The 21,881-nt window shown below is 47.4% G+C and carries 20 protein-coding genes; 1 reads left to right on the top strand and 19 read right to left on the bottom strand.

What is annotated here, in order from left to right:
- Positions 1 to 149: 149 nt before the first annotated feature.
- From fsa to AC4EHK_RS03365, 3 genes are all read right to left on the bottom strand, one after another.
- Positions 150 to 812, bottom strand: coding sequence for a fructose-6-phosphate aldolase (gene fsa / locus AC4EHK_RS03375; RefSeq protein ID WP_490977384.1), 663 nt, complete (start codon positions 810 to 812; stop codon positions 150 to 152).
- 79 nt (positions 813 to 891) lie between these two features.
- The gene (locus AC4EHK_RS03370; RefSeq protein WP_490977383.1) at positions 892 to 1,749 is read right to left on the bottom strand and encodes a class II fructose-bisphosphate aldolase; all 858 of its coding nucleotides are present in this window, start codon (positions 1,747 to 1,749) and stop codon (positions 892 to 894) included.
- An 83-nt stretch (positions 1,750 to 1,832) separates the two neighbouring features.
- Entirely contained in the window at positions 1,833 to 2,192 is a 360-nt protein-coding gene (locus AC4EHK_RS03365) for a response regulator (RefSeq protein WP_490977382.1), read from the bottom strand.
- A 48-nt stretch (positions 2,193 to 2,240) separates the two neighbouring features.
- On the opposite strand from AC4EHK_RS03365, the gene AC4EHK_RS03360 reads away from it, so the two are divergent.
- Positions 2,241 to 2,717: a DUF2529 family protein gene (locus tag AC4EHK_RS03360; protein WP_490977381.1), complete on the top strand. Its 477-nt coding sequence runs from the start codon at positions 2,241 to 2,243 to the stop codon at positions 2,715 to 2,717.
- A gap of 55 nt (positions 2,718 to 2,772) precedes the next feature.
- On the opposite strand, the gene pyrG is transcribed toward AC4EHK_RS03360, so the two are convergent.
- From pyrG to AC4EHK_RS03280, 16 genes are all read right to left on the bottom strand, one after another.
- Positions 2,773 to 4,371 (bottom strand): CTP synthase, encoded by a 1,599-nt coding sequence (gene pyrG / locus AC4EHK_RS03355; protein WP_490977380.1) that lies wholly within the window; start codon positions 4,369 to 4,371, stop codon positions 2,773 to 2,775.
- Positions 4,372 to 4,528: 157 nt separating this feature from the next.
- A complete protein-coding gene (gene rpoE, locus AC4EHK_RS03350) occupies positions 4,529 to 5,104 on the bottom strand; it encodes a DNA-directed RNA polymerase subunit delta (protein ID WP_490977379.1) in 576 nt (191 codons plus the stop codon).
- 890 nt (positions 5,105 to 5,994) lie between these two features.
- Complete coding sequence (icmF, locus tag AC4EHK_RS03345) at positions 5,995 to 9,246, bottom strand: fused isobutyryl-CoA mutase/GTPase IcmF (protein ID WP_490977378.1); 3,252 nt, start codon at positions 9,244 to 9,246, stop codon at positions 5,995 to 5,997.
- A 5-nt stretch (positions 9,247 to 9,251) separates the two neighbouring features.
- Positions 9,252 to 9,893 (bottom strand): TetR/AcrR family transcriptional regulator, encoded by a 642-nt coding sequence (locus tag AC4EHK_RS03340; RefSeq protein WP_490977377.1) that lies wholly within the window; start codon positions 9,891 to 9,893, stop codon positions 9,252 to 9,254.
- A gap of 15 nt (positions 9,894 to 9,908) precedes the next feature.
- On the bottom strand, positions 9,909 to 11,048 hold the full coding sequence (locus AC4EHK_RS03335; protein ID WP_490977376.1) for an acyl-CoA dehydrogenase: 1,140 nt from the start codon (positions 11,046 to 11,048) through the stop codon (positions 9,909 to 9,911).
- 15 nt (positions 11,049 to 11,063) lie between these two features.
- Complete coding sequence (locus AC4EHK_RS03330) at positions 11,064 to 12,200, bottom strand: acyl-CoA dehydrogenase (protein WP_490977375.1); 1,137 nt, start codon at positions 12,198 to 12,200, stop codon at positions 11,064 to 11,066.
- An 18-nt stretch (positions 12,201 to 12,218) separates the two neighbouring features.
- On the bottom strand, positions 12,219 to 13,070 hold the full coding sequence (locus tag AC4EHK_RS03325; RefSeq protein ID WP_490977374.1) for a 3-hydroxybutyryl-CoA dehydrogenase: 852 nt from the start codon (positions 13,068 to 13,070) through the stop codon (positions 12,219 to 12,221).
- Between the two features lie 2 nt (positions 13,071 to 13,072).
- Complete coding sequence (locus AC4EHK_RS03320; protein ID WP_490977373.1) at positions 13,073 to 14,266, bottom strand: acetyl-CoA C-acetyltransferase; 1,194 nt, start codon at positions 14,264 to 14,266, stop codon at positions 13,073 to 13,075.
- A gap of 226 nt (positions 14,267 to 14,492) precedes the next feature.
- On the bottom strand, positions 14,493 to 16,628 hold the full coding sequence (locus tag AC4EHK_RS03315; RefSeq protein ID WP_490977372.1) for a (Fe-S)-binding protein: 2,136 nt from the start codon (positions 16,626 to 16,628) through the stop codon (positions 14,493 to 14,495).
- 274 nt (positions 16,629 to 16,902) lie between these two features.
- On the bottom strand, positions 16,903 to 17,580 hold the full coding sequence (locus tag AC4EHK_RS03310) for an alpha-ribazole-5-phosphate synthase (protein ID WP_490977371.1): 678 nt from the start codon (positions 17,578 to 17,580) through the stop codon (positions 16,903 to 16,905).
- A complete protein-coding gene (locus AC4EHK_RS03305) occupies positions 17,570 to 18,052 on the bottom strand; it encodes an ECF transporter S component (RefSeq protein WP_490977370.1) in 483 nt (160 codons plus the stop codon). Before AC4EHK_RS03305 ends, AC4EHK_RS03310 begins: the two co-directional genes overlap by 11 nt.
- A gap of 1 nt (position 18,053) precedes the next feature.
- Positions 18,054 to 18,644, bottom strand: coding sequence for a cob(I)yrinic acid a,c-diamide adenosyltransferase (locus AC4EHK_RS03300; protein ID WP_308786479.1), 591 nt, complete (start codon positions 18,642 to 18,644; stop codon positions 18,054 to 18,056).
- Between the two features lie 107 nt (positions 18,645 to 18,751).
- Entirely contained in the window at positions 18,752 to 19,144 is a 393-nt protein-coding gene (locus AC4EHK_RS03295; RefSeq protein WP_490977369.1) for a bifunctional adenosylcobinamide kinase/adenosylcobinamide-phosphate guanylyltransferase, read from the bottom strand.
- A complete protein-coding gene (locus tag AC4EHK_RS03290; RefSeq protein WP_490977368.1) occupies positions 19,096 to 19,680 on the bottom strand; it encodes a histidine phosphatase family protein in 585 nt (194 codons plus the stop codon). The genes AC4EHK_RS03295 and AC4EHK_RS03290 overlap by 49 nt, the downstream gene beginning before the upstream one ends.
- Complete coding sequence (gene cobS, locus AC4EHK_RS03285; protein WP_490977367.1) at positions 19,653 to 20,423, bottom strand: adenosylcobinamide-GDP ribazoletransferase; 771 nt, start codon at positions 20,421 to 20,423, stop codon at positions 19,653 to 19,655. The genes AC4EHK_RS03290 and cobS overlap by 28 nt, the downstream gene beginning before the upstream one ends.
- The gene (locus tag AC4EHK_RS03280; protein ID WP_490977366.1) at positions 20,420 to 21,877 is read right to left on the bottom strand and encodes a cobyric acid synthase; all 1,458 of its coding nucleotides are present in this window, start codon (positions 21,875 to 21,877) and stop codon (positions 20,420 to 20,422) included. Before AC4EHK_RS03280 ends, cobS begins: the two co-directional genes overlap by 4 nt.
- Positions 21,878 to 21,881 lie beyond the last annotated feature (4 nt).

Genomic DNA, 21,881 nt, shown 5'->3' with positions numbered 1-21,881 from the left:
CCTTTTTCCACTTTTCCGGCAGCTTGTTTGGCCTAAAAAAGTTCCATTGGTTTGGCTTCCAGGCTGGCTGCCGGTTTTTACTTCAGTTCATCCACTTTAGCGAACAGAATTTCCCGTTTTGAGATTGGAAATACTGCACGGTAATGTTTTTATTTTACGCCGTCTTCTACAGAACGTTTTTCCCAGTCAGCAAGAAACGCTTCGATTCCTTGGTCAGTTAAGGGGTGTTTAAACATTTGGTGCATCACTTTGATCGGCATTGTCGCGATATGCGCGCCGTTCAAAGCAGCATCCGTAACGTGCTGTGGGTGGCGGATTGAAGCAGCGATAATTTCTGAAGAAATGTCATGAATCTCAAAAATTTCAGCAATGGTTGCAATCAAGTCCATGCCGTTATGTCCGATGTCATCAAGGCGTCCAAGGAATGGCGAAACGTATGCCGCTCCTGCACGTGCTGCAAGCAAAGCCTGGTTCGCGCTGAAGATCAACGTAACATTAACTTTTTTGCCTTCTGAAGCTAAGACCGCACAAGCTTTTAAGCCGTCTGGCGTCATTGGCAATTTCACGGTGATGTTTGGAGCAAGGTCAGCCAATTCGCGGCCTTCTTTGATCATGCCTTCTGCATCAAGTGCGATAACTTCTCCGCTAATTGAACCGTCTACAAGTGCAGCAATTTCTTTCAAGCGGTCGTGAAATGAAACATTTTTCTCTTTTGCTACCAATGATGGATTGGTTGTAACACCTGATAGAATTCCCCAAGCATGTGCTTCTTTGATTTCGTCAAAGTTCGCTGTATCAATGAAAAATTTCATAGTTTTTCTCCTCCGGTATGACGGGAAAAAGAGAAGGTACCAGTTGGACACTTCTCTCCCATCTTTTTTTATTGCGTTATTATGCTTTTCCTGAACTTCCAAACTCACGCATTTTACCGATTACAGTCTTTTTAACTGCATCGCGAGCTGGTCCCAAGTATTTGCGTGGATCGTATACGTCTGCATCACTGTTCAATTTGTCACGGACTGCTTGAGCAGATGTGATTTGGCTTTCAGTGTTAACGTTGATTTTTGATGTACCAAGAGCAACAGAGCGCTGAATGTCTTTCAATGGAATTCCTGTTCCACCGTGCAAGACAAGCGGCACGTCACATAGCTGTGAAATTTCTTCCATTTCTGCAAAGCCTAGGTTTGGTTCGCCTTTGTAAGGACCGTGAACTGAACCAAGTGCTGGTGCCAGGCAATCGATTCCTGTTTCATCGACCATTTTCTTGCATTCCTGTGGATCAGCGTAGATGACGCCATCTGCAATAATATCATCTTCTTGTCCGCCAACAGTTCCTAATTCTGCTTCTACAGAAACATTATGTTTGCGTGCATATTCGACAACTTGTTTAGTGATTTCAATGTTTTCTTCGAACGGATGATGCGATGCGTCGATCATAACGGATGTGAATCCAGCATCAATCGCCTCTTTACATTTTTCGAAGCTTGAACCATGGTCCAAATGAATTGCCACTGGAACCGTGATTTTGTAGTCATGCATCAAGCCCTTGACAATATTCACAACTGTCGTGAATCCACCCATGTAACGGGCTGCGCCTTCTGAAACTCCGCAGATCACTGGAGAGTTTTCTTCTTGAGCTGCTTGCAGGATCCCTTGAGTGAACTCCAGGTTGTTTAAATTGAATTGGCCGATTGCATATCCTTCTTGTTTTCCTTTTATCATCATTTCTTTCATTGAAACTAATGGCATGTAGTATTCCTCCTCGGTAATGTATAAAGCGAATATCTTTTATACTATATCAAAAACCCTGTACTTACGCTACTCATCGCTGTTTACTCTTCTAACAATTCCTTAACTGCATCGCGTACTTCAAAGACATCAAACGGCTTCGTAAAGTAACGCTCTGCTCCCCAATTCATCGATTCTTTAATAAGATCTAGTTCGCCATAGGCAGTCATCATGATGACTTGTACGTCTGGGTGGCTTTTCTTTAAACGCTTTAAGATTTCAATCCCGTCCATCCCTGGAATTTTCATATCCAACAACACCATATCCGGACAAGATTCCTGTACTTTTTCCAGCGCTTCTTTTCCGCTTCCGGCAGCGATCGCTTCATAGCCTTCTTTGCTGAATACTTCTTTTAATAACAGCCGGATGCCTGGTTGATCGTCTACAATCAAAATGGTTTTCAAGAAGAGCCTCTCCTTTATCTGCTATACTTTTTTTACGAGGTGAAAATCATGAACCCATTAACAATACAATTGAACCGCTTATTTGACCGTCTGTCGCAGCAGCAAACTGCCATCGACAGCATTGCTGGCGTGTTAGCTCAAGCGGCCGTTGCAGAAGGCACCATTTTCATCGCTGCCTTCGGTGAAATGAAAACTGTGGTGGCGGCGGCGCTCCACGGAGAAGACCTCTTGAAGACCGCTGCCGAGTGGTCACCGGCCAGCATTGTCACCCCTACGGATCGGGTTTGGATCCTGGCACCAACTACTGAAGGCGATGAACTGGCTGGCAGGTTGGCAGATGCTGGCATCCTGTTCGCACATGTTTCCTCCCAGTCGGACGAAAGCGAGCTGGCTGATGCCTTTTTGTCTTTGAGCGGCATCGTGATGCAGGACGATGGCGGCCCCATATTGGTTCCGTACGCTATCGCTTCGCTGTATATCTATCATGCGGTTAAGTTGAGCATTGATAAGATGATTGCTGGATAACCGATCCATATGCAAAAGCCTTCCCTTCGAAAAAGGGAAGGCTTTTGCTATGTCTTTATTTATTGGCAATCGATGCTTTCACAAACTCACGGAATAGTGGCTGTGGACGATTCGGACGTGAAATAAACTCCGGGTGGAATTGGCAAGCAACGAACCACGGGTGGTCAGCCACTTCAATAATTTCCACCAGGCGGCCATCCGGGCTGGTGCCAGTGAATTGGAATCCGGCATTTTCGAATGCTTCGCGGTATTCATTGTTGAACTCATAACGATGGCGATGTCTTTCGTACACCAATTCTTCTCCATAAGCTTCGTGCGCTTTTGACCCTTTTGTCAGTTTCGCAGGGTACAAACCAAGGCGAAGCGTTCCACCTAAATCTTCGATGTCTTTTTGCTCAGGCAATAAATCGATAACTGGGAAAGGCGTTTTGGCGTTTAATTCAGAAGAATGTGCCCCTTCCAGGTTCATGATGCTGCGTGCAAATTCAACAGAAGCCAATTGCATGCCTAGGCAAATGCCAAAGAACGGTACATTGTTTTCGCGCGCAAATTGCGTTGCAGCAATCTTTCCTTCAACGCCACGGTCTCCGAAGCCACCTGGAACAAGAATGCCGTCGCAGTTTTTCAACTTTTCGACTACATTGTCTGCGTTGATGTGTTCTGCGTTGATCCATTCCACTTCGATCTCAGAATCGAATGCAAAACCTGCATGTTTCAACGATTCTACGACAGAAATGTAGGCATCTTGCAATTCTACATACTTCCCTACTAGTCCAATGCGCACGCTGTCTTTAAGTGATTTTACTTTTTCAACCAGTTCAGTCCACTCTGTCATGTCTGCTTCTGGTGCTTCGATGCCAAAATGATCAAGGACAATCTGATCCATATGCTGCTCTTTAAGGCGAATCGGCATTTCATAAATCACATCAACATCGCGTGATTCGATTACTTCTTCCGGCTTGATGTCGCAGAACAACGCAATTTTATCCTTCATGTCTTGCGGCACTGGGTGTTCAGTACGCACAACGATCAGATTCGGTTGAATGCCAAGGCTGCGAAGCTCTTTCACACTATGCTGCGTCGGTTTTGTTTTCATTTCTTTTGCTGCCCCAAGATATGGAATCAAGGTACAGTGAACGTACATCACTTCGTCGCGCCCAAGATCTGAACGCATTTGGCGGATGGCTTCGAGGAATGGCAATGATTCGATATCGCCGACGGTTCCGCCGATTTCTGTAATGACTACGTCTGCTTTTGCTGTTTTGGCAGCACGCAGCAAACGGTCTTTGATTTCATTGGTGATATGTGGAATAACTTGAACCGTTCCACCCAAATAATCGCCGCGGCGTTCTTTTTGGATAACGGTCGAGTAAACTTTCCCTGTTGTTACGTTTGAGTATTTGTTTAAGTTGATATCGATGAAACGCTCATAGTGGCCAAGATCCAAATCCGTTTCTGCGCCATCATCCGTCACAAAAACTTCACCGTGCTGGTATGGACTCATGGTTCCCGGGTCAATATTGATGTATGGATCGAATTTTTGAATCGTTACATTCAACCCTCTGTTTTTCAATAAACGGCCCAATGATGCCGCTACAATCCCTTTTCCGAGTGATGATACAACACCACCGGTTACAAAAATATACTTCGTCATGCCTGTTCCTCCTCGAATGGTAAAAATAAAAAGCGCTCCACCTGCTGCGTATGCAGGGGGAGCGCGTAAACTGTACGAATCATCTCTCCTATTTTAAGGAGCCCAGTAAAATCTTATCCAGTCTGGCCTCATAAGTCAAGGTGAAAAAATGTTCAGTTTACTTCAAATCATCTTCATCTTCGTCATCATCGTCGTCATCTTCATCGTCGATAATGTTGCCATCCAAGTCTTCGACCAATACATCAACGTCTTCTTCGTCGTCATCGTCTGCGTCAAAATCAAGAACTTCCACTTCAACCGGTGCTTTAATTACTGGATCGTCATCGTCATCTTCGTCATCATCGTCTTCACCGAAGTCTTCAAACTCCAACTCGTCTTCCAATGCCAACTCATCCAAATCGTCAAAGCCTTCATCGTCCGCCACTTTGGCTTTCTTCTTGCGTGCTTTAACCGTCGGTGCGGATTCTTCTTCAATTTGTTCAACCGGATACCACTCGCGAAGACCCCAGCGGTTTTCGCCTAAAATCAAAAAGCGGCCATCAATATTCAAGTCTGTATAGAATTGAACCAAACGGTCCTTCATATCCTCTTTAGACAAGTTCAGCAACTTTTCGATTTCTGCAACCAGTTCAGCATATGTTTTTGTTTCATGCGTTTCTTCCAACATTGCATATGTCAAGTCAACAAACGACTCTTCTATAAGTTCTTCCTTAGATAATTCACGAATTCTCATTCCGTGCACGTCCCTTCTTCTTTCTTAACTTAATTCATTATATACAAACAACCTAGTCTCCGCTACCGTGTTTTCTTTTTTCTCGGATCTATTTGTTTCCATCCGAAATAAAACAAATAGAGCGCCAGAATCATAAACGGAATCGATCCCAAAGCTTTATTGTACAGGAAGAAAATCAGTATGACACAGATTATGATGATTATGTAGTGGACAGCTTTACGCATGGGATCCATCCTTCTTGGTTTCTGTGGTGCCTATTCTTCTAGTATACAGAAAAAGCAGCGGGATATCGACTTGGCATATCTTTGAATGTGCTTTGTAGAGACTGTTTTGTGACTGATGGGAAAATTTTTCTTAATAAAATATGTTATTAGAAATAATTTAATTAAATTCGCGTTTGTCTTGCTGAATGTGCGTATTTTCTTCTGAACGTGCGTATTTTCTGTTGAGCGTGCATATTTTTTTCTGAACGTGCATATTTCCTGCTGAACGTGCATGCCGCTTTTCAAAACAATGAAAACTCCGTCAATATGGTAATCAACTCTTCCCTTCTTCTCAAAAAAAGACGCAAAATCCATCTTTCAACGGATTTCGCGTCTTTTAGCATGTTTTATTCAGCTATTTCTTGCCAAAATCAGCTTTCATGGGCGGATCTGCTTTTCCTTGTCCATCTCCTCCGCCCAGCCCCTCGGGGTCTTAAGTCAACTCGGCTGTGCGGCTGAAAACACGCCGCTTCGCCAAGTCGCCTTAAGCCTGTCGGGGCTTTCACGGGCGGATCCGCTTTTCCTTGTCCAGCTCCACCAGCCTGCTCCTCGGTCGTAAGCTGCTTTGGCTGTGCGGCAAACCCTCTTACGCCTCTCGGAGCAAAACGGCTGCTTCCGCTTTTCCCACTACATATTCCGGCGATACTGCCCGCCGACTTCATACAAAGCGGTAGTGATTTGGCCGAGGCTTGCGACTTTTACGGTTTCCATCAACTCTTCGAAGATGTTGCCGCCGGTCTTGGCTGCCTGTTTGAGGCGCTCGAGTGCTTCGGCTGAATCGTTGCGTTCCTGGAAGGCCCGCAAGTTGTTGATTTGCGTTTCTTTTTCTTCCACTGTGGCGCGGGCGATTTCCATCGCGTTGATGTCATCGTCCGATTGCGGATTTGGGTTCAAGTAGGTGTTGACTCCGATGATCGGCAATTCGCCTGTGTGTTTTTTCATTTCGTAGTGCATGGATTCTTCCTGGATTTTGCCGCGCTGGTATTGTGTTTCCATCGCGCCCAGGACGCCTCCACGGTCGTTGATGCGGTCGAATTCCGTCAGAACCGCTTCTTCCACCAATTGCGTCATTTCTTCGATAATGAATGCGCCTTGCAGCGGGTTCTCGTTTTTCGACAAACCGTGCTCTTTAGTGATGATCATTTGAATCGCCATTGCGCGGCGAACCGATTCTTCGGTCGGCGTTGTGATGGCTTCGTCGTACGCATTGGTGTGCAGCGAGTTGCAGTTGTCCTGCAGCGCCATCAAGGCTTGCAGCGTGGTGCGGATATCATTAAAGTCGATTTCCTGCGCATGCAAGCTGCGCCCGGAAGTTTGAACATGGTATTTCAGCTTTTGGCTGCGTTCGTTGGCACCGTATTTGTCGCGCATAACGACTGCCCAAATGCGGCGTGCCACACGACCAATCACGGTATATTCCGGATCCAGGCCGTTCGAGAAGAAGAACGACAGGTTTGGCGCAAAGTCATCGATGTTCATGCCGCGGCTCAAATAATATTCAACGTATGTGAAACCGTTAGATAGCGTGAACGCCAATTGGGAAATCGGGTTCGCGCCCGCTTCAGCAATGTGATAGCCCGAAATGGATACCGAGTAATAGTTGCGCACTTTGTGGTCGATAAAGTATTGCTGGATATCGCCCATCATGCGCAGCGCAAATTCCGTCGAGAAGATGCATGTGTTCTGGCCCTGGTCTTCTTTCAGGATGTCCGCTTGCACCGTGCCCCGAACGACCTGCAGCGTACCTTCACGAACTTCTGTAAATTCCTCGACCGTCAATGTGCGCCCCAGTTTTTCTTCATTTAATTTGACCTGCTGATCAATGGCCGTGTTCATGAACATCGCCAGAATGATTGGCGCCGGTCCATTGATGGTCATCGAAACCGAAGTCGACGGCGCACACAAATCAAAGCCTTCGTAAAGTTTCTTCATATCATCCAATGTACAGATCGAGACGCCCGACTCTCCGACTTTCCCGTAAATGTCTGGACGGTGGTCCGGATCTTCTCCGTACAGTGTTACCGAGTCAAATGCAGTGGACAAGCGTTTGGCATCATCGTCCTTCGATAAATAATGGAAGCGGCGGTTGGTGCGTTCAGGCGTTCCTTCGCCGGCAAATTGGCGTTTTGGATCTTCTCCGGCACGTTTGAACGGGAATACCCCAGCTGTATAAGGGAATGAACCCGGAACGTTCTCGGCATAAACCCATGATAAAATTTCACCGTAATCGACGAATTTCGGCAATACGACACGCGGCACTTTAATGCCTGACAGGCTTTCTGTCCGCAGGATTGTGCGGATTTCCTTGTCGCGCACTGACGTGACGAATTCGTCTCCGGCGTACATTTCTTTCAAGGCGTTCCAATTCGCTAAAATGCGTTTGGATTCTGTCGTCAGTTCATCGCGGACACCATCAGCCAATGATTCAAGTGACGCGACCAATGCATCATCCGGCGCTTTTTCTCTGACCGCTTCGATAGCACCTTCCAATTGGAACAAGCGGCGCGCAAAGGCGGATTGTTCTTTCGCTTTGGCATGGTAGCCGCGGATCGTATCCGTCAGCTCACGCAAATAATAACGGCGATCATTAGGAATGATCAAGTTCTCTTTTTGGGTTTTGACAAATTTATCGTAATCCGTCTCCCAGTCGGTTCCGCATTTTTCATTGACCGTCGCGACCAATGCCGCAAACAGGGAGTTGGTTCCTTTGTCGTTAAACTGGCTGGCGATGGTGCCGTAGACCGGCATATCGTCCAAGTCTTTTTCCCACAGCAAATGGCTGCGCTGGTACTGCTTCTGCACTTGGCGGAGTGCATCCTGCGAGCCGCTGCGTTCGAATTTGTTGATGACAATCAAATCGGCGTAATCGATCATGTCGATTTTCTCCAATTGCGATGGCGCACCAAATTCGCTGGTCATGACGTACATAGAAATGTCCGAGAAGTTGGCAATTTCCGCATCCCCTTGGCCAATCCCGCTCGTTTCGACCACAATCAAATCAAAGTCGGCTGCCTTGACGACATGCAATACGTCCCCAATTGCACCCGACAGTTCCGAACGCGAACCGCGTGTTGCCAAGCTTCTCATAAAGACGCGTTTGTTGAAGATGGCGTTCATCCGGATCCGGTCGCCTAGTAGCGCCCCGCCTGTCTTCTGTTTGGTCGGGTCGATCGACAAAATCGCAATTTTCTTGTCCGGCAGTTCAGACAAGAAGCGGCGAATCAATTCGTCGGTCAATGAGCTTTTTCCCGCTCCACCTGTTCCGGTGATGCCCAGAATTGGCGTGTTTTTCGACTGTTCCCGTACCGCTCTCAACAACTCATCGGTATCGGTATCCCGTGTGTGGGCTTCTTCCGCTGCTGTGATAACGTTTGCCAGCACTACCGGTTCATCAGTAGATAAGTTTGCAATCGGCTGATCCCTTTTCACCGTTGAGAAATCACATTCCTCGACGATTTCCGTAATCATTCCCTGCAATCCTTTTTTACGGCCATCTTCCGGCGAAAAAATGCCGGCAATGCCGTATGCTTCCAGCTCTTTGATTTCCCGCGGCAAAATAACGCCTCCGCCTCCGCCGTAAATGCGGATATGCGTTGCGCCTTTTTCCTGCAATAAATCATGCATATATTTAAAGTATTCCATATGGCCGCCCTGATAAGACGAAATACAGATGCCTTGGACATCTTCCTGGATTGCGGCATTGACCACTTCTTCAACTGAACGGTTATGGCCCAAGTGAATCACTTCGGCGCCGCTCGACTGCAGAATCCGGCGCATGATGTTGATGGACGCGTCATGGCCGTCAAATAAACTGGAAGCTGTAACAAAGCGGATATGATTTTTCGGCTGATAGGTTTTCGTTTCTTGAATTGTAGCCATAATGATTAAGCCCCCTGTATTGAAATATTTTCTCCTGCCATCCCCTGCAAAAGAAATTTGGTTTGCATGTCGATAAATTCCTGAATGGTGTAATCGGTCAATGCCCACCGTCTGAATGCCCACATCTGCCCCTGCACAAAAATATGGTGGGAAGCCATAGCCACTTCTTTCGGTGACATCTTGATTTCGTTATTATCGACGCATTGCATTAAGAGCCTTTCGAAGATCGCGACCATTTCAAGTTCTTTGTCCAGCACGTAGCCAAGAGCATCTTTCGGCAATGATTTGGATTCCTGGTACATGACCACGAACTCATCCTGCATATCGTCGATCAAGGTGTAATAATGTTCGATTGCCGTCGCCAAAACATTAATGGAACCTTGCTCGATGTCCAGCCGATCCAAGCGCGTGTGCACTTCGTCGTAGATGGAATCACAGACAAGATACAGCACGTCTTCTTTGGTCCGAATGTATTCGTACAAGGTACCAATGCTGAAACCGGCTGCTTTGGCAATTTCCCGCGTCGTCGTCCGATGAAAACCTTTTTCTTTAAAAAGCGTGACCGCACCGCGAATCATTTGTTCGCGGCGCTTTTCGATCAGGCTTTCGTCTTTTACGGAAGACTCAATTTCACGCTTTTTGTTCATAAGGCAACCCTCCGCTTATTTCGTCACCATCCGGGAAATAACAAGACGTTGAACTTCCTGTGTGCCTTCATAAATTTGCGTAATTTTCGCATCGCGCATAAAGCGTTCGACCGGATAATCTTTCGTATAGCCATAGCCGCCAAAGACCTGAACCGCTTCAACGGTTACTTTCATCGCTGTATCGCCGGCCATCAATTTCGCCATTGCCGACTCCTTGCTGTAAGATAATTTGTTTGATTCGAGCCAAGCCGCTTGGTACGTCAACAAACGGGATGCTTCGATCGAAGTCGCCATGTCCGCCAATTTGAATGAAATCCCTTGGTTGGCCATGATTGGCTTGCCGAATTGCTCACGCTCTTTCGCGTAGTCAATCGATGCGTCAAGCGCTCCTTGTGCAATGCCGACAGCTTGTGCCGCAATGCCGTTGCGTCCGCCGTCAAGCGTCTGCATAGCGATTTTGAACCCTTGGCCAAGTTCACCCAGGACGTTTTCTTTCGGCACGCGGCAGTTGTCGAAAATAATTTCGGTTGTCGGGCTTGAACGAATGCCCAGCTTGCGCTCTTTTTTACCGACTGAGAAGCCTTCAAAGTCTTTTTCAATAATGAAAGCGGTTGTGCCTTTATGTTTGGATTCCGGATCTGTTACCGCGAATACCACATAGATGTCCGCAATGCCGCCGTTGGTGATGAAAATTTTCGATCCATTCAGGATATAATGATCGCCGTCTTCTTTTGCCGAAGTGCGCATTGAGCCAGCATCCGATCCTGCAGAGGGTTCGGTCAATCCATAAGCACCAATTTTTGTGCCCTCAGCCATTGGTCGAAGGTATTTTTGCTTTTGCTCTTCTGTACCGAATGTATAAACCGGCCATCCGGCAAGTGACGTATGAGCCGACAAGGTAACGCCCGTTGATGCGCAGACGCGTGACAATTCTTCCACTGCGATGCAATACGCCAAATAATCCGAGCCGATGCCGCCGTATTCTTCTGGCCATGGTATGCCGGTAAGGCCCAGTTCCGCCATTTTATCGAAAATCTCACGGTCAAAACGCTCTTCTTCATCGCGTTCTTCTGCTGTTGGCGCCACTTCTTTATTGGCGAAATCTCTTACCATTTTGCGGATCATTTCGTGTTCTTCGGACAGTTGAAAATTCATTTTCTATTCCCCCAATTACTTGATTAGTTGTTTGCTGATAACGATTCGTTGAATTTCACTGGTGCCTTCGTAAATTTCGGTCACTTTCGCGTCACGGAACAGGCGCTCAACCGGATAGTCTTTTGTATAGCCATAGCCACCGAATACTTGAATGGCTTCGATGGTGACGTCCATTGCCGCTTTTGATGCGAAAAGCTTGGCCATCGATGCTTGCTTGTTGCAGTCTTTGCCTTTTGAATACAGGTCCGCCGCGTTATAGACCAAGAGTTTTGCCGCTTCCACTTGCGTCGCCATATCCGCCAGCTTAAAGCCGATGCCTTGCTGCTGCGCGATCGGTTTGCCGAATTGCTCACGCTCTTTGGCATATGCCACTGCGTATTCGTACGCCGCTTCAGCGATGCCAAGCGCTTGTGCCGCGATGCCGATCCGTCCCACATTCAAATTCGCCATTGCGATGCTAAATCCTTTATTTTCTGTTCCTAACAGGTTTTCAGCAGGTACCCGCATGTTTTCGAATGTTAATTGAACCGTTTTCGAACCATAGAGGCCCATTTTCTTTTCATTTTTGCCGATGATCAAGCCAGGTGTGTCTTTTTCAACAATAAAAGCCGAAATCCCCCGAGAGCCTGCAGACGGTTTTGTTGAAGCAAACACGATATAAGTATCCGCTTCCCCGCCATTGGTAATAAAAACTTTCGAGCCGTTCAGCACATAGTCATCGCCATCCAGAATTGCTTTTGTTTTTAGACTGGCTGCGTCAGAACCGGCTGCGGGTTCCGTTAAACAGAATGCTCCCAAATATTCGCCACTAGCCAATTTGGGTACGTATTTCTCAATTTGCTGCTGGGACCCAAAATTGAGGATCGGGTTGGTGCCGACAGATGTGTGGACGGACAAGATTACTCCCACAACTCCACTGGCTTTCGATAGCTCGTGGATCGCCGTAATATACGAAGTAAAATCCATTTCCGAACCGCCGTATTTTTCAGGTGCGGTAATTCCCATCAATCCAAGTTCACCCATTTTCTTGATGATGGCTGTTGGAAATTCACCGTTTTCCATATTTTCAATAAAGGGTGTAATTTCTTCTTTTGCGAAGTCTCGCACCATGTTGCGCATCATAAGTTGTTCATCTGTAAAGTGCAAATCCATTGCGGTTTCCCCCTAATATTATGTGTATTCGTAGAAACCGCGTCCGGTTTTTTTGCCGAGCCATCCAGCTTTCACGTATTGGCGCAACAACGGGCTTGGGCGGTATTTACTGTCGCCAAATCCTTCGTGCAGCACTTCCATGATGTACAGGCACGTATCGAGGCCGATAAAGTCAGCCAATTCGAGTGGGCCCATTGGATGGTTCATGCCAAGTTTCATGATCGCGTCAATTGCTTCTTTGGTGGCGACACCTTCTTGGAGCGTGAAAATCGCTTCGTTGATCATTGGCATCAGGATGCGGTTTGCCACAAATCCTGGAAAGTCGTTTACTTCTACCGGTGTTTTCGACAGCTGCAAAGTCATTTCTTCCACTTTTTTATATACGTCATCCGACGTTGCCAAGCCGCGAATAATCTCTACCAGCTTCATGACGGGTACCGGATTCATAAAGTGCATCCCGATTACCTGTTCCGGACGGTTTGTGACTGCCGCAATTTCTGTGATTGGCAAAGAAGAAGTATTGGTTGCCAGAATGGCATGCTTTGGTGCCACTTCGTCCAAGGTTTTGAAGATGCTGTGTTTAATCGCCATGTTTTCAACAGCCGCTTCGATGACGATGTCCACGTCGTGTGCATCTTTTAAATCAAGCGATGGCGTGATGCGGCCAAGAACCGCTGTCTTTTCTTCTTCTGTCATACGTCCTTTTTCGACATTGCGCGATAGGTTTTTGGTGATGGTCTCAATTCCGCGTTCATACGCTTCTTGTTTCATATCATTTAATTTCACATTCAATCCTGCCTGTGCACAAACTTGTGCGATGCCGGAACCCATTTGTCCGGCGCCAATGACCATTACGTTTTGAATCGACATGCCTATTTTGCCTCCTTAGGAACTTCAATCATGATGGCGTCGCCTTGTCCCCCGCCTGAGCAAATGGCTGCGATGCCAATGCCGCCGCCGCGGCGTTTTAATTCGTAGGCCAATGTTAGGATGATGCGTGCGCCGCTTGCCCCGATTGGGTGTCCAAGTGCCACAGAGCCGCCGTTGACATTGACTTTTTCAGGGTCTAAGTTGGCGATTTTCGAGCTTGCGAGTGCGACTGCTGCAAACGCTTCGTTGATTTCAAACAAGTCGATGTCATCCAACGATTTGCCGGTTTTTTTCAATAGCGCATTGATGACGATCCCAGGCGTTTCCGGGAATCGATGTGGCTCGATGGCCACTTCTGTATGAGACAGGATATGAGCTAGCACATTTTTCCCTTCGCTTTGCGCGCGCTCTTCGCTCATCAATACAAGTGCCGCAGCCCCATCATTGATGCCCGGTGCGTTGCCGGCGGTAATTGTGCCGTCTTTGCCGAAAGCCGGCTTGAGTTTCGCCAGTGCTTCGATTGTGGAGTTTGCACGCGGCGCTTCGTCCACATCAACTGTAATTGGATCTCCTTTGCGCTGCGGAATGTCGATCGCGACGATTTCTTCTGCGAACAAATCTTTTGCTTGGATAGCACGTTCATGCGAACGGGCCGACCACTCATCCTGCACTTCGCGCGTCAGGTTAAAATCTTCAGCTGTCGAGTTTCCGTAAGTCCCCATATGAACCTTGTCTGGATGAAACGAACAGGACAATCCGTCATGCACCATGCCGTCCACGACTTGAGCATCTCCCATGCGCAATCCCCAACGTGCTTTTGGCAAGTAGTAAGGCGCGTTAGACATGGATTCCATGCCGCCTGCTACAATCACTTCTTCATCCCCTAAGCGGATGATCTGGTCTGCTAAAGTAACGCTGCGCATGCCGGATGCACAGACTTTATTGATGGTTTCGGATTTGACGCTATACGGAATGCCCGCTTTTGACGCTGCTTGGCGGGAAGGAATTTGCCCTTGCCCTGCCTGAAGAACGTTTCCCATAATCACTTCCTGCACATCTTGCGGTTGGATTGCTGCGCGGTTCATTGCTGCTTTGATCGCTTCCGCTCCCAGTTCACTTGCCGTCAAGGTGCTCAAACTTCCTCCGAATTTTCCGAATGCTGTACGTGCTCCATCAATGATGACTGTTTTTGCCATGATAATATCTCTCCCCTTTGCTCTTTTGTAAACGGTTTCAATTACTTCGAAAAAAATATAATTAGTAAGTTTTGTGTGTTTCTTACTCTACTGAAAAAAATTGACTGAACGCTCGCTCGGTTTTAATGCAAAAGAAAAGGGAGCACTTTACTCCCCTTCTGTTTTCTTCTTATGCTATTATTCTACTCAATTTTCTGTTACTAAGCAATTATTTATTGTTAGAGCTTTATTGGACCACTTCTTCTGGCATTGGTGTTTCATTGCCTAGAACGGCCATTTCCAATAGTTCAGCTACATCGTAAGTTCCAACTTGCTCTTCAACTTCTTTGGCTTTCGTTCCATCTGACAACATCGTCAAGCAGTACGGACAGCCGGATGAAATCATCGTCGGATTGACTTCGAGTGCCTGTTCGGTACGGGCAACGTTGACGCGATGGCCTGCATCTTCTTCCATCCACATCAATCCGCCACCGGCTCCACAACACATGCCGTCCTGTCGGTTCCGGACCATTTCAACCAATTCCACCCCTTCGATCGCTTTCAATATTTCGCGCGGTGCGTCGTAAACATCGTTATAGCGGCCAAGGTAGCAGGAATCGTGGAATGTGATTCGTTCGTTTACCGGGAACTGCGGTTTCAATCGGCCCTCTTGTACCAATTCGAACAGCATTTCTGTATGGTGGTAAACTTCCGCTTCAAACCCGAAATCCGGGTATTCGTTTTTAAAGATGTTGTAAGCGTGCGGATCAATCGTTACAATTTTCTTGATTTCCGCTTTTTCGAACTCTTTGATGTTGCCTGTTGCCAGCTCCTGGAATAGGAATTCATTTCCGAGTCGGCGCGGCGTGTCTCCCGAGTTCTTTTCTTTATTGCCGAGAATGGCGAATTTCACACCAGCTTCATTCATCAGGCGCGCAAACGACAAAGCAATTTTCTGTGATCGGCTGTCGAATGAACCCATTGAACCTACCCAGAAAAGAAACTCGAACTCTTCTCCTGCTTTGTTCATTTCTTTTACTGTTGGAATAGAGATATCCGGACGTGCATCTCTCCAGCTTTCTTTTTCTTTACGGTTAAGGCCCCATGGATTGCCCTGCTTTTCGATGTTGGTCATCGCGCGCTGAGCATCTTTGTCCATCTTCCCTTCAGTCATTACCAAGTAACGGCGAAGGTCGATGATTTTGTCTACGTGTTCGTTCATAACCGGGCATTGGTCTTCACAGTTCCGGCACGTTGTACATGCCCAAATTTCTTCTTCTGTGATGACGTCTCCGATTAAGCTTGGGCTGTACAATTCGTCGATGCTGATTCCTTCAGCACCGGCAGCCATTGCCAATTGGTTTCCTTGCGTATTGTTGAATGCCATTGCCGGCACCCACGGTTTTTTCTGTGTCATGACCGCACCCGTATTGGTCAAGTTGTCACGAAGTTTTGTAATCAGATCCATCGGTGACAGCATTTTCCCTGTTCCGGTAGCCGGACACATATTGGTGCAGCGTCCGCATTCTACACAAGCATAAAAATCGATCATCTGCCCTTGAGTGAAATCGGTGATTTTCCCGACGCCAAATGATGGAACAGCATCCGGATCTTCTTCGTCTTCCATTTCTTCAAAGTTGATCGGCTTCAGGCGGCCAACGTGATCAACTCTGTGGAACCAAGTGTTGACTGGTCCAAAGATCAAATGAGCGTGCTTGGACTGTGGAACGTAAACCAGGAATGTTAGAAGGAACAACAGATGCGCCCACCACATGACGTAGAAAATCGTCACGACTGCAGCTTCAGGCATCCAGGCAAAAGCACCTGCAACAAGTGAAGCAACCGGCTCTGTCCAAGTACCCTCATGTCCGTGCCAGATCATGTTCATGCCGTTTCCGACAAGTACAGTCACCATCAATCCGCCGATGAAAATAAGGACAAGCCCTGCTTTCCAACCACGCTTCAAACGGACAAGCTTTTCAATATAGCGTCTATAAAATGCCCAAATCACGGCAACCAAAATCGTCAATGTCACGATTTCCTGGAAGAATGTAAAGGCTGGATAAAGCGGACCAAGCGGCAAATGTGAGTCTGGCGATAAGCCTTTGATAATAAAATCGATGGCGCTCGCCTGAACCAACAGGAAGCCGTAGAAGAACATAACGTGAATGGTACCGCTCTTCTTATCTTTCATTAATTTCTTTTGTCCAAAAACATTGACCATGACCTTACGCAGACGCTCATTGAAATTTTCTTCAAACTCGACTTTTTTGCCGAGCTGGATGAAATCGTATCTCGACTTCAATAAATAGAGGAAGAGATAAATGGCGTAAGCGGTTACAGCTATGAATAAAACCCAGTTTGCAATCAGCAATGGCTCCATCGCGATATCCCCCTTATGTGTGTAGATTCTAGAAATTACTTACCCAAAGTTTACGTGAACAGCAACAGCTTGTCGATACTATGTTCTAGTTTAAAATATGAATGAGCATTCAGTCAACCTATATTTCACGCGTATTCAAAAATAAAGACTCTTGTCCTTTGGCTGGAAGAGCAGAATGTTTAGGCAATTGCTGAAAGAAGCTACTGGGACAGGGTTTTTGATTTTTTTCGACAAATAAAAAAACATCAGCCAAGGAATGGATGATGTTCTTCTTTTATTCAAATTCCATTGTAAAAAGATTTTTTCCAAAATACCGTTGTGCCTGTTTCTTGTTAGCTGACTTCACACCAAGCAGGACACAAGTGGCTGGTCCTCCCGAGCAGTCCACGTCAAGAGCCGCGGAAACTTCAAGGTTCTTGCCCATCATTAAGGATATTTCCTGCGCAATTCCTTTTGACCCCACCGGCCATATGCGTTCGACTAAAGCTGAGTCATAGGCTTTTTTGATGAGCCCGAGATCGGCAAGTTGGTCCGCCTTAGACAGCACTTCTTCCCCAATAAGCGGCACGCCGTAAGCAAACCAGCACAGAGATTCAGTCGGTGCAAGAGTCCGCTGTTGCTTGCCGATCATCGTCACTGCGATACCCGATTGCAGCGTCGGCATATTGGTTTCCGTACTTCCAGAAATCGGCGGCAGCATTGTCTCTGCTTCAGCGAAAAGATCGGCAATACCAGTCTTGTAAGCATTCCATTGCTCGGCTCCGCTGAAATTATGAAGCAGCACTGCCTGCGGTTCGCTGCCTGCTGCCCATTGCTCGAGCACTGCGACCCGTGCCGCGAACTTAGCCGTTAGGGCATCGGGAGCGTACACCGCATCCTGCAGTTTTTCACCGATGGCCGCTGAATTATCTGAAGTAATGACCAAGCCATCTATCAATAATTCATGACGCATGCAATGACCCTCCGCGGACTTTCAGTACATAGGGCATTAAGAGAGCTGCTGCTCCAGCATTAATCGAAGCCGCAATCACTAAACCTGGAACCGAGGCATAGAAAAATGCCGGCGACAACAGAAAATAAAACGGCACGGCTGCAATCACTCCATTGCCGATAATGAACGCCAGCCATTTCAGCCAGTATGTCCCGGCTTGATGCAGTTTGGCAAACAGCCATACCACTGCCCACATCTCGACTGCGATGATGAGATGAAACGGACCGAGCGGCATGCCACCGAACAATGCTGAAATCAAATGGCCGAATGCCGCAATGGTTCCGGCAATTGGCGCTGAAAAAAATAGCACGGCAACCAGTGCCGGCATCGAATCGAGTGCGATGGATGCGATGCCGAGCGGAATTTTAATCATGCCCCCAATGGCGGACAAGCTGATGAACAATGCCGCGAGCGCCAGTTTTTGGGTCGTCATCTTATTCCACCGACTTTTTGCTGCGGCCGCCGTTTTTGAACACTTTGGCGCTGCGCACATATTCGTTGTCTGGCACACCTGCACGCGAGTTGACGACGCGTGATGCAGCGAACAAATAATCAGACAGACGGTTCAAATAGCGCTGGACGACCAACGGGAAATCTTCTCCGGATCTCATCAAAGTCACCGTTTGGCGTTCAGCCCGGCGTGTAATAGTACGCGCGATGTGCAAGGTCGCAGCGGCCGGAGATCCACCTGGCAAAATAAACCGTTCGAGCAATGGCGGTTCTTCCATCAATTGATCAATGCGCTGTTCCAATACTTCGACAGGTCCTTCTGTCATTTTGTAGTTGGGTTCTTTGCGGACATCAGCCAAATCGCCGCCGCAGTCGAATAATTCGTTTTGGATGGCTTCTAAATCTTCCAGCAAATCAGCGTACTTGTCTGGCGCCAATTCGGTCATTGCCTTGCCGATAAATGAATTCACTTCGTCAATGGTGCCATAGGCTTCGACGCGTGGTGCATCTTTGTCCGTGCGCGCTCCGATCAAACTTGTCTGGCCTTTGTCTCCGGTTTTTGTGTAAATCTTCATTTTGGTCCGCCCCTTTTTCGTGTTTTGGCTAATAGGAAATTTGCTGTCTCTCAAAGTTTGCAGGAATAAACTTTTAAATATGCTTGTTAGTTCAATGTATCCAACTTTCACTTGATCTTTTGTGGAATGCCATACCAAATTCGTGTAATGCTTTCGGCTTCGGCGAATAGGAATTGATACAGCCGGCCGAGAACATCGCGCATTTCACGCTCGATGCGTTCGATGGGCACGATGCCGCGATTCAAATCTGTTAAAATCCAAGTTTGCTGTGCCTGTTTCTCGCTTAGAATGCTTTTTACTTGTTCCATCAATTGGAATTCTGAAAAACCTTGTTCAAGCTGCCGTTTCACCCAATGCTCCAACCCTGCGAGGACGACAACTCTTTCTGCAGCTTTCTGATCAGGCAGCCGGCCTTCATTCCAGTCGACTTCTTGGTCTTTCAATTGATTTTTCACATATTGCCGTTTGCCGTTAAAGGCTCCACCGAAAACGATGTGCATAATGCCCGCTCCTCAAACGCTTGACGGCTCGTCCATGTTAATATGTGGCAGCCGCCGTGCAGCGCAGTTTGATCTTGAAACCTTTCGCCCATTGCCTCCGCAATTAAATAGCGGATCGGTCCGCCGTGGAGAACCAGTGTAACTTCCCGATCGCTTGGGAGTTTTCGAATGCCGCGTTCGACACGCTCCGCCATATTCGCGAGGCTTTCACCTCCAGGCGGTTTGATGTGCCAAGGATCGTCTATCCAACTTCGATACAACTCAATGCCTTTCAGCTCTTCATAGGTTTTCATTTCCCATTGGCCAAAATGGCATTCCCGCAACTCACGGTTAGCCCGGTAAATCGCGTTTGGGAACAATACAGCCGCCGTTTGCCGGCAACGTTTCAAATCACTTCCCATGACAGTTTCCAACTGCAAATTGGGCACTGCATCAAACGGCAGAATCGCTTCGTCGGTCCAGCCAACGTAACGTTTTTGCTCATTTCCCCTTGTGGGCGCATGGCGAATTAAACGAAGAACAAAAGACTCATCCATAATAAAATCTCCACTCCTTCCACATAAGCCCCAAACAAATCACCTGTCACGCCGCCAAAATTCTTCAAACACCAAGCACGGTACAGCACAAGTGAAGCGAGCAGCAGAACCAGCAACACGCATGCCAGCCAAATGCTGGCAGCCCAAACCACTCCAGCCAAAAGGATGCCCATAAAGACCATCGCAGTTAGCCGCAGTGTCCGCTGGTCTGACCGTTGCTGAAAAAATGCGGCCAGCCCACTTGGCTTTGCAGGAGTGGTTGAACTGAACAAAGCCAATAAGCCGATTCTCGATAGTATCGGAATCCCTGCTACTAAAAATAGCGAAACCGTCTCTATCAATTCAGCGACAACACTAATTTTCCCGACAATCGCCAGCACCAAAACCATGGTTCCGAAAGCGCCAATTCGCGGATCGCCCATAATGTCTAAACGCTTTTCCCGATCCTGGTAAGAAAAATAAGCATCTGCCGTATCAGCGAGTCCGTCGAGATGCAAACCGCCGCTCAACGCTATGCCGATTGCGACAACAGCAAATCCAATCAGCAAGGAGCTGCTGTCCGTCGTTTCCCGCAACAGCCATACCGATGCTGCTAGCACACTGCCGAACAACAGACCCAGTACCGGCAACATGCTATACATGGCGGTAATATGGGATTTTTTCATCGGCAATTGTTTTTTTACTGGAATCACTGAGAAAAATTGAAGCACCAATAAACATCCCGTTCCCCACTGCCGGTTCATTGATCCGCCCCCATGAACTGATTGACTTTTTGCCAGTCCAAATGCTCTTTCACATGCTTGGCCCAGCGGTCAAAAGGATCCGTTACGGTTTCAGGCAATGGCTCAGGCAAGTTCTTTCGCTTCCGGATTGGTGCCAGAAATGCAGTACGGCAATGAGGATCACGGAAAAGCCCGTGCAAATGCGTGCCTAAAAGCCCCTGATGGAAATAGCCTTCTGTAAAATCTGCGTTTTCTATGAGTGGATAACCGGATTCTGTGACGACGCCGTGATGGATTTCATACCCTGCCACCCGCACGTCCACATTTGGAAACTTGGCTATACCAGTCGTTCGTTGGACAACTTTCTGTTTTTCAAAATGAACGTGCATATCTGGCACTAAAGCAAATCCAGTTTCAGTTTCGGTTTTGGTGCCGTCATGGCCATCTGGATCCGATAAAGTTTCAGCAAACATTTGATAACCGCCGCATAGTCCGACGATCCATGTGTCTTTCTGCAAGGTCTGAAGTTTATTTTCAAGACCCTGCTCTTTCCAATAACGTAGGTCTGCAATAGTGCTTTTCGTCCCAGGCAGCAAAAGAATATCCGGATGCCCAATGTCTTCGACTGTTTCTGCCCAACGTACGGTAACGTCCCGCTCGTTCACGAATGGTTCAACATCTGTGAAGTTTGAAATATAAGGATGCCGGCAAATAACGAGTTCAATCGCATTTTCAACTCCAGATACCCGCTGTACTGCCTGAACGCCAAGCGAATCTTCCTGTTCGATTTCATGGCTTGCCATATAGGGAATGACGCCGAGCACCGGGATCCCGGTATAAGATTCCAGAAAGTGAATGCCGTCTTCAAAAAGACGGATGTCACCGCGGAATTTATTGATAATCAGGCCTTTTACCCGGTCCGGCTCCGGCATCAATGCGAGCGTCCCCACAATTGACGCGAACACACCGCCCCGCTCAATATCAGCGACTAGAATGACCGGCACCTCTGCACGCTTGGCAACTGCCATATTGACCAGCTCCCGGTCGTTCAAATTAACTTCGGCTGGGCTGCCGGCTCCTTCGATGACGACATGAGTAAAGTCTTGAGCCAAGTTTGCCAGTGCCTGATCAATGGCAGCCAACCCTTTTTCGTAAAATTGCTTACGATAATCCATACCGTCCATCGTCTCCATTTTTTTGCCGAACAAGACCACTTGCGACTTCATATCACTTTCAGGCTTTAACAAAATCGGATTCATGTTCACAGTTGCCAAGGTCCGCGCGGCTTCTGCCTGAACACCTTGCGCGCGGCCAATTTCTTCACCCCATACGGTTACATAAGAATTGTTCGACATGTTCTGGGATTTGAAAGGCGCCACTTTTAGTCCTTGATCGGAAAAAATGCGGCAAAAAGCTGTGCAAATCATGCTTTTCCCAACATCTGACGCAGTTCCTTGAATCATTATTCCGCGCATTTTT

The organism is Planococcus sp. TJ-307 (assembly GCF_058268435.1).
This window is presented reverse-complemented; position numbering and strand designations above follow the sequence as displayed.

Excerpts from the sequence above, each read along its gene's own strand:
- pyrG (WP_490977380.1), bottom strand. The coding sequence starts at position 4,371 with ATGACGAAGTATATTTTTGTAACCGGTGGTGTTGTATCATCACTCGGA.
- AC4EHK_RS03335 (WP_490977376.1), bottom strand. The coding sequence starts at position 11,048 with ATGAATTTTCAACTGTCCGAAGAACACGAAATGATCCGCAAAATGGTA.
- AC4EHK_RS03290 (WP_490977368.1), bottom strand. The coding sequence starts at position 19,680 with ATGGATGAGTCTTTTGTTCTTCGTTTAATTCGCCATGCGCCCACAAGG.
- AC4EHK_RS03300 (WP_308786479.1), bottom strand. The coding sequence starts at position 18,644 with ATGAAGATTTACACAAAAACCGGAGACAAAGGCCAGACAAGTTTGATC.
- AC4EHK_RS03370 (WP_490977383.1), bottom strand. The coding sequence starts at position 1,749 with ATGCCATTAGTTTCAATGAAAGAAATGATGATAAAAGGAAAACAAGAA.
- AC4EHK_RS03295 (WP_490977369.1), bottom strand. The coding sequence starts at position 19,144 with ATGCACATCGTTTTCGGTGGAGCCTTTAACGGCAAACGGCAATATGTG.
- AC4EHK_RS03360 (WP_490977381.1), top strand. The coding sequence starts at position 2,241 with ATGAACCCATTAACAATACAATTGAACCGCTTATTTGACCGTCTGTCG.
- icmF (WP_490977378.1), bottom strand. The coding sequence starts at position 9,246 with ATGGCTACAATTCAAGAAACGAAAACCTATCAGCCGAAAAATCATATC.
- rpoE (WP_490977379.1), bottom strand. The coding sequence starts at position 5,104 with ATGAGAATTCGTGAATTATCTAAGGAAGAACTTATAGAAGAGTCGTTT.
- AC4EHK_RS03320 (WP_490977373.1), bottom strand. The coding sequence starts at position 14,266 with ATGGCAAAAACAGTCATCATTGATGGAGCACGTACAGCATTCGGAAAA.
- cobS (WP_490977367.1), bottom strand. The coding sequence starts at position 20,423 with ATGAACCGGCAGTGGGGAACGGGATGTTTATTGGTGCTTCAATTTTTC.
- AC4EHK_RS03315 (WP_490977372.1), bottom strand. The coding sequence starts at position 16,628 with ATGGAGCCATTGCTGATTGCAAACTGGGTTTTATTCATAGCTGTAACC.
- AC4EHK_RS03330 (WP_490977375.1), bottom strand. The coding sequence starts at position 12,200 with ATGGATTTGCACTTTACAGATGAACAACTTATGATGCGCAACATGGTG.
- AC4EHK_RS03280 (WP_490977366.1), bottom strand. The coding sequence starts at position 21,877 with ATGCGCGGAATAATGATTCAAGGAACTGCGTCAGATGTTGGGAAAAGC.
- AC4EHK_RS03305 (WP_490977370.1), bottom strand. The coding sequence starts at position 18,052 with ATGACGACCCAAAAACTGGCGCTCGCGGCATTGTTCATCAGCTTGTCC.
- AC4EHK_RS03340 (WP_490977377.1), bottom strand. The coding sequence starts at position 9,893 with ATGAACAAAAAGCGTGAAATTGAGTCTTCCGTAAAAGACGAAAGCCTG.
- AC4EHK_RS03325 (WP_490977374.1), bottom strand. The coding sequence starts at position 13,070 with ATGTCGATTCAAAACGTAATGGTCATTGGCGCCGGACAAATGGGTTCC.
- fsa (WP_490977384.1), bottom strand. The coding sequence starts at position 812 with ATGAAATTTTTCATTGATACAGCGAACTTTGACGAAATCAAAGAAGCA.
- AC4EHK_RS03310 (WP_490977371.1), bottom strand. The coding sequence starts at position 17,580 with ATGCGTCATGAATTATTGATAGATGGCTTGGTCATTACTTCAGATAAT.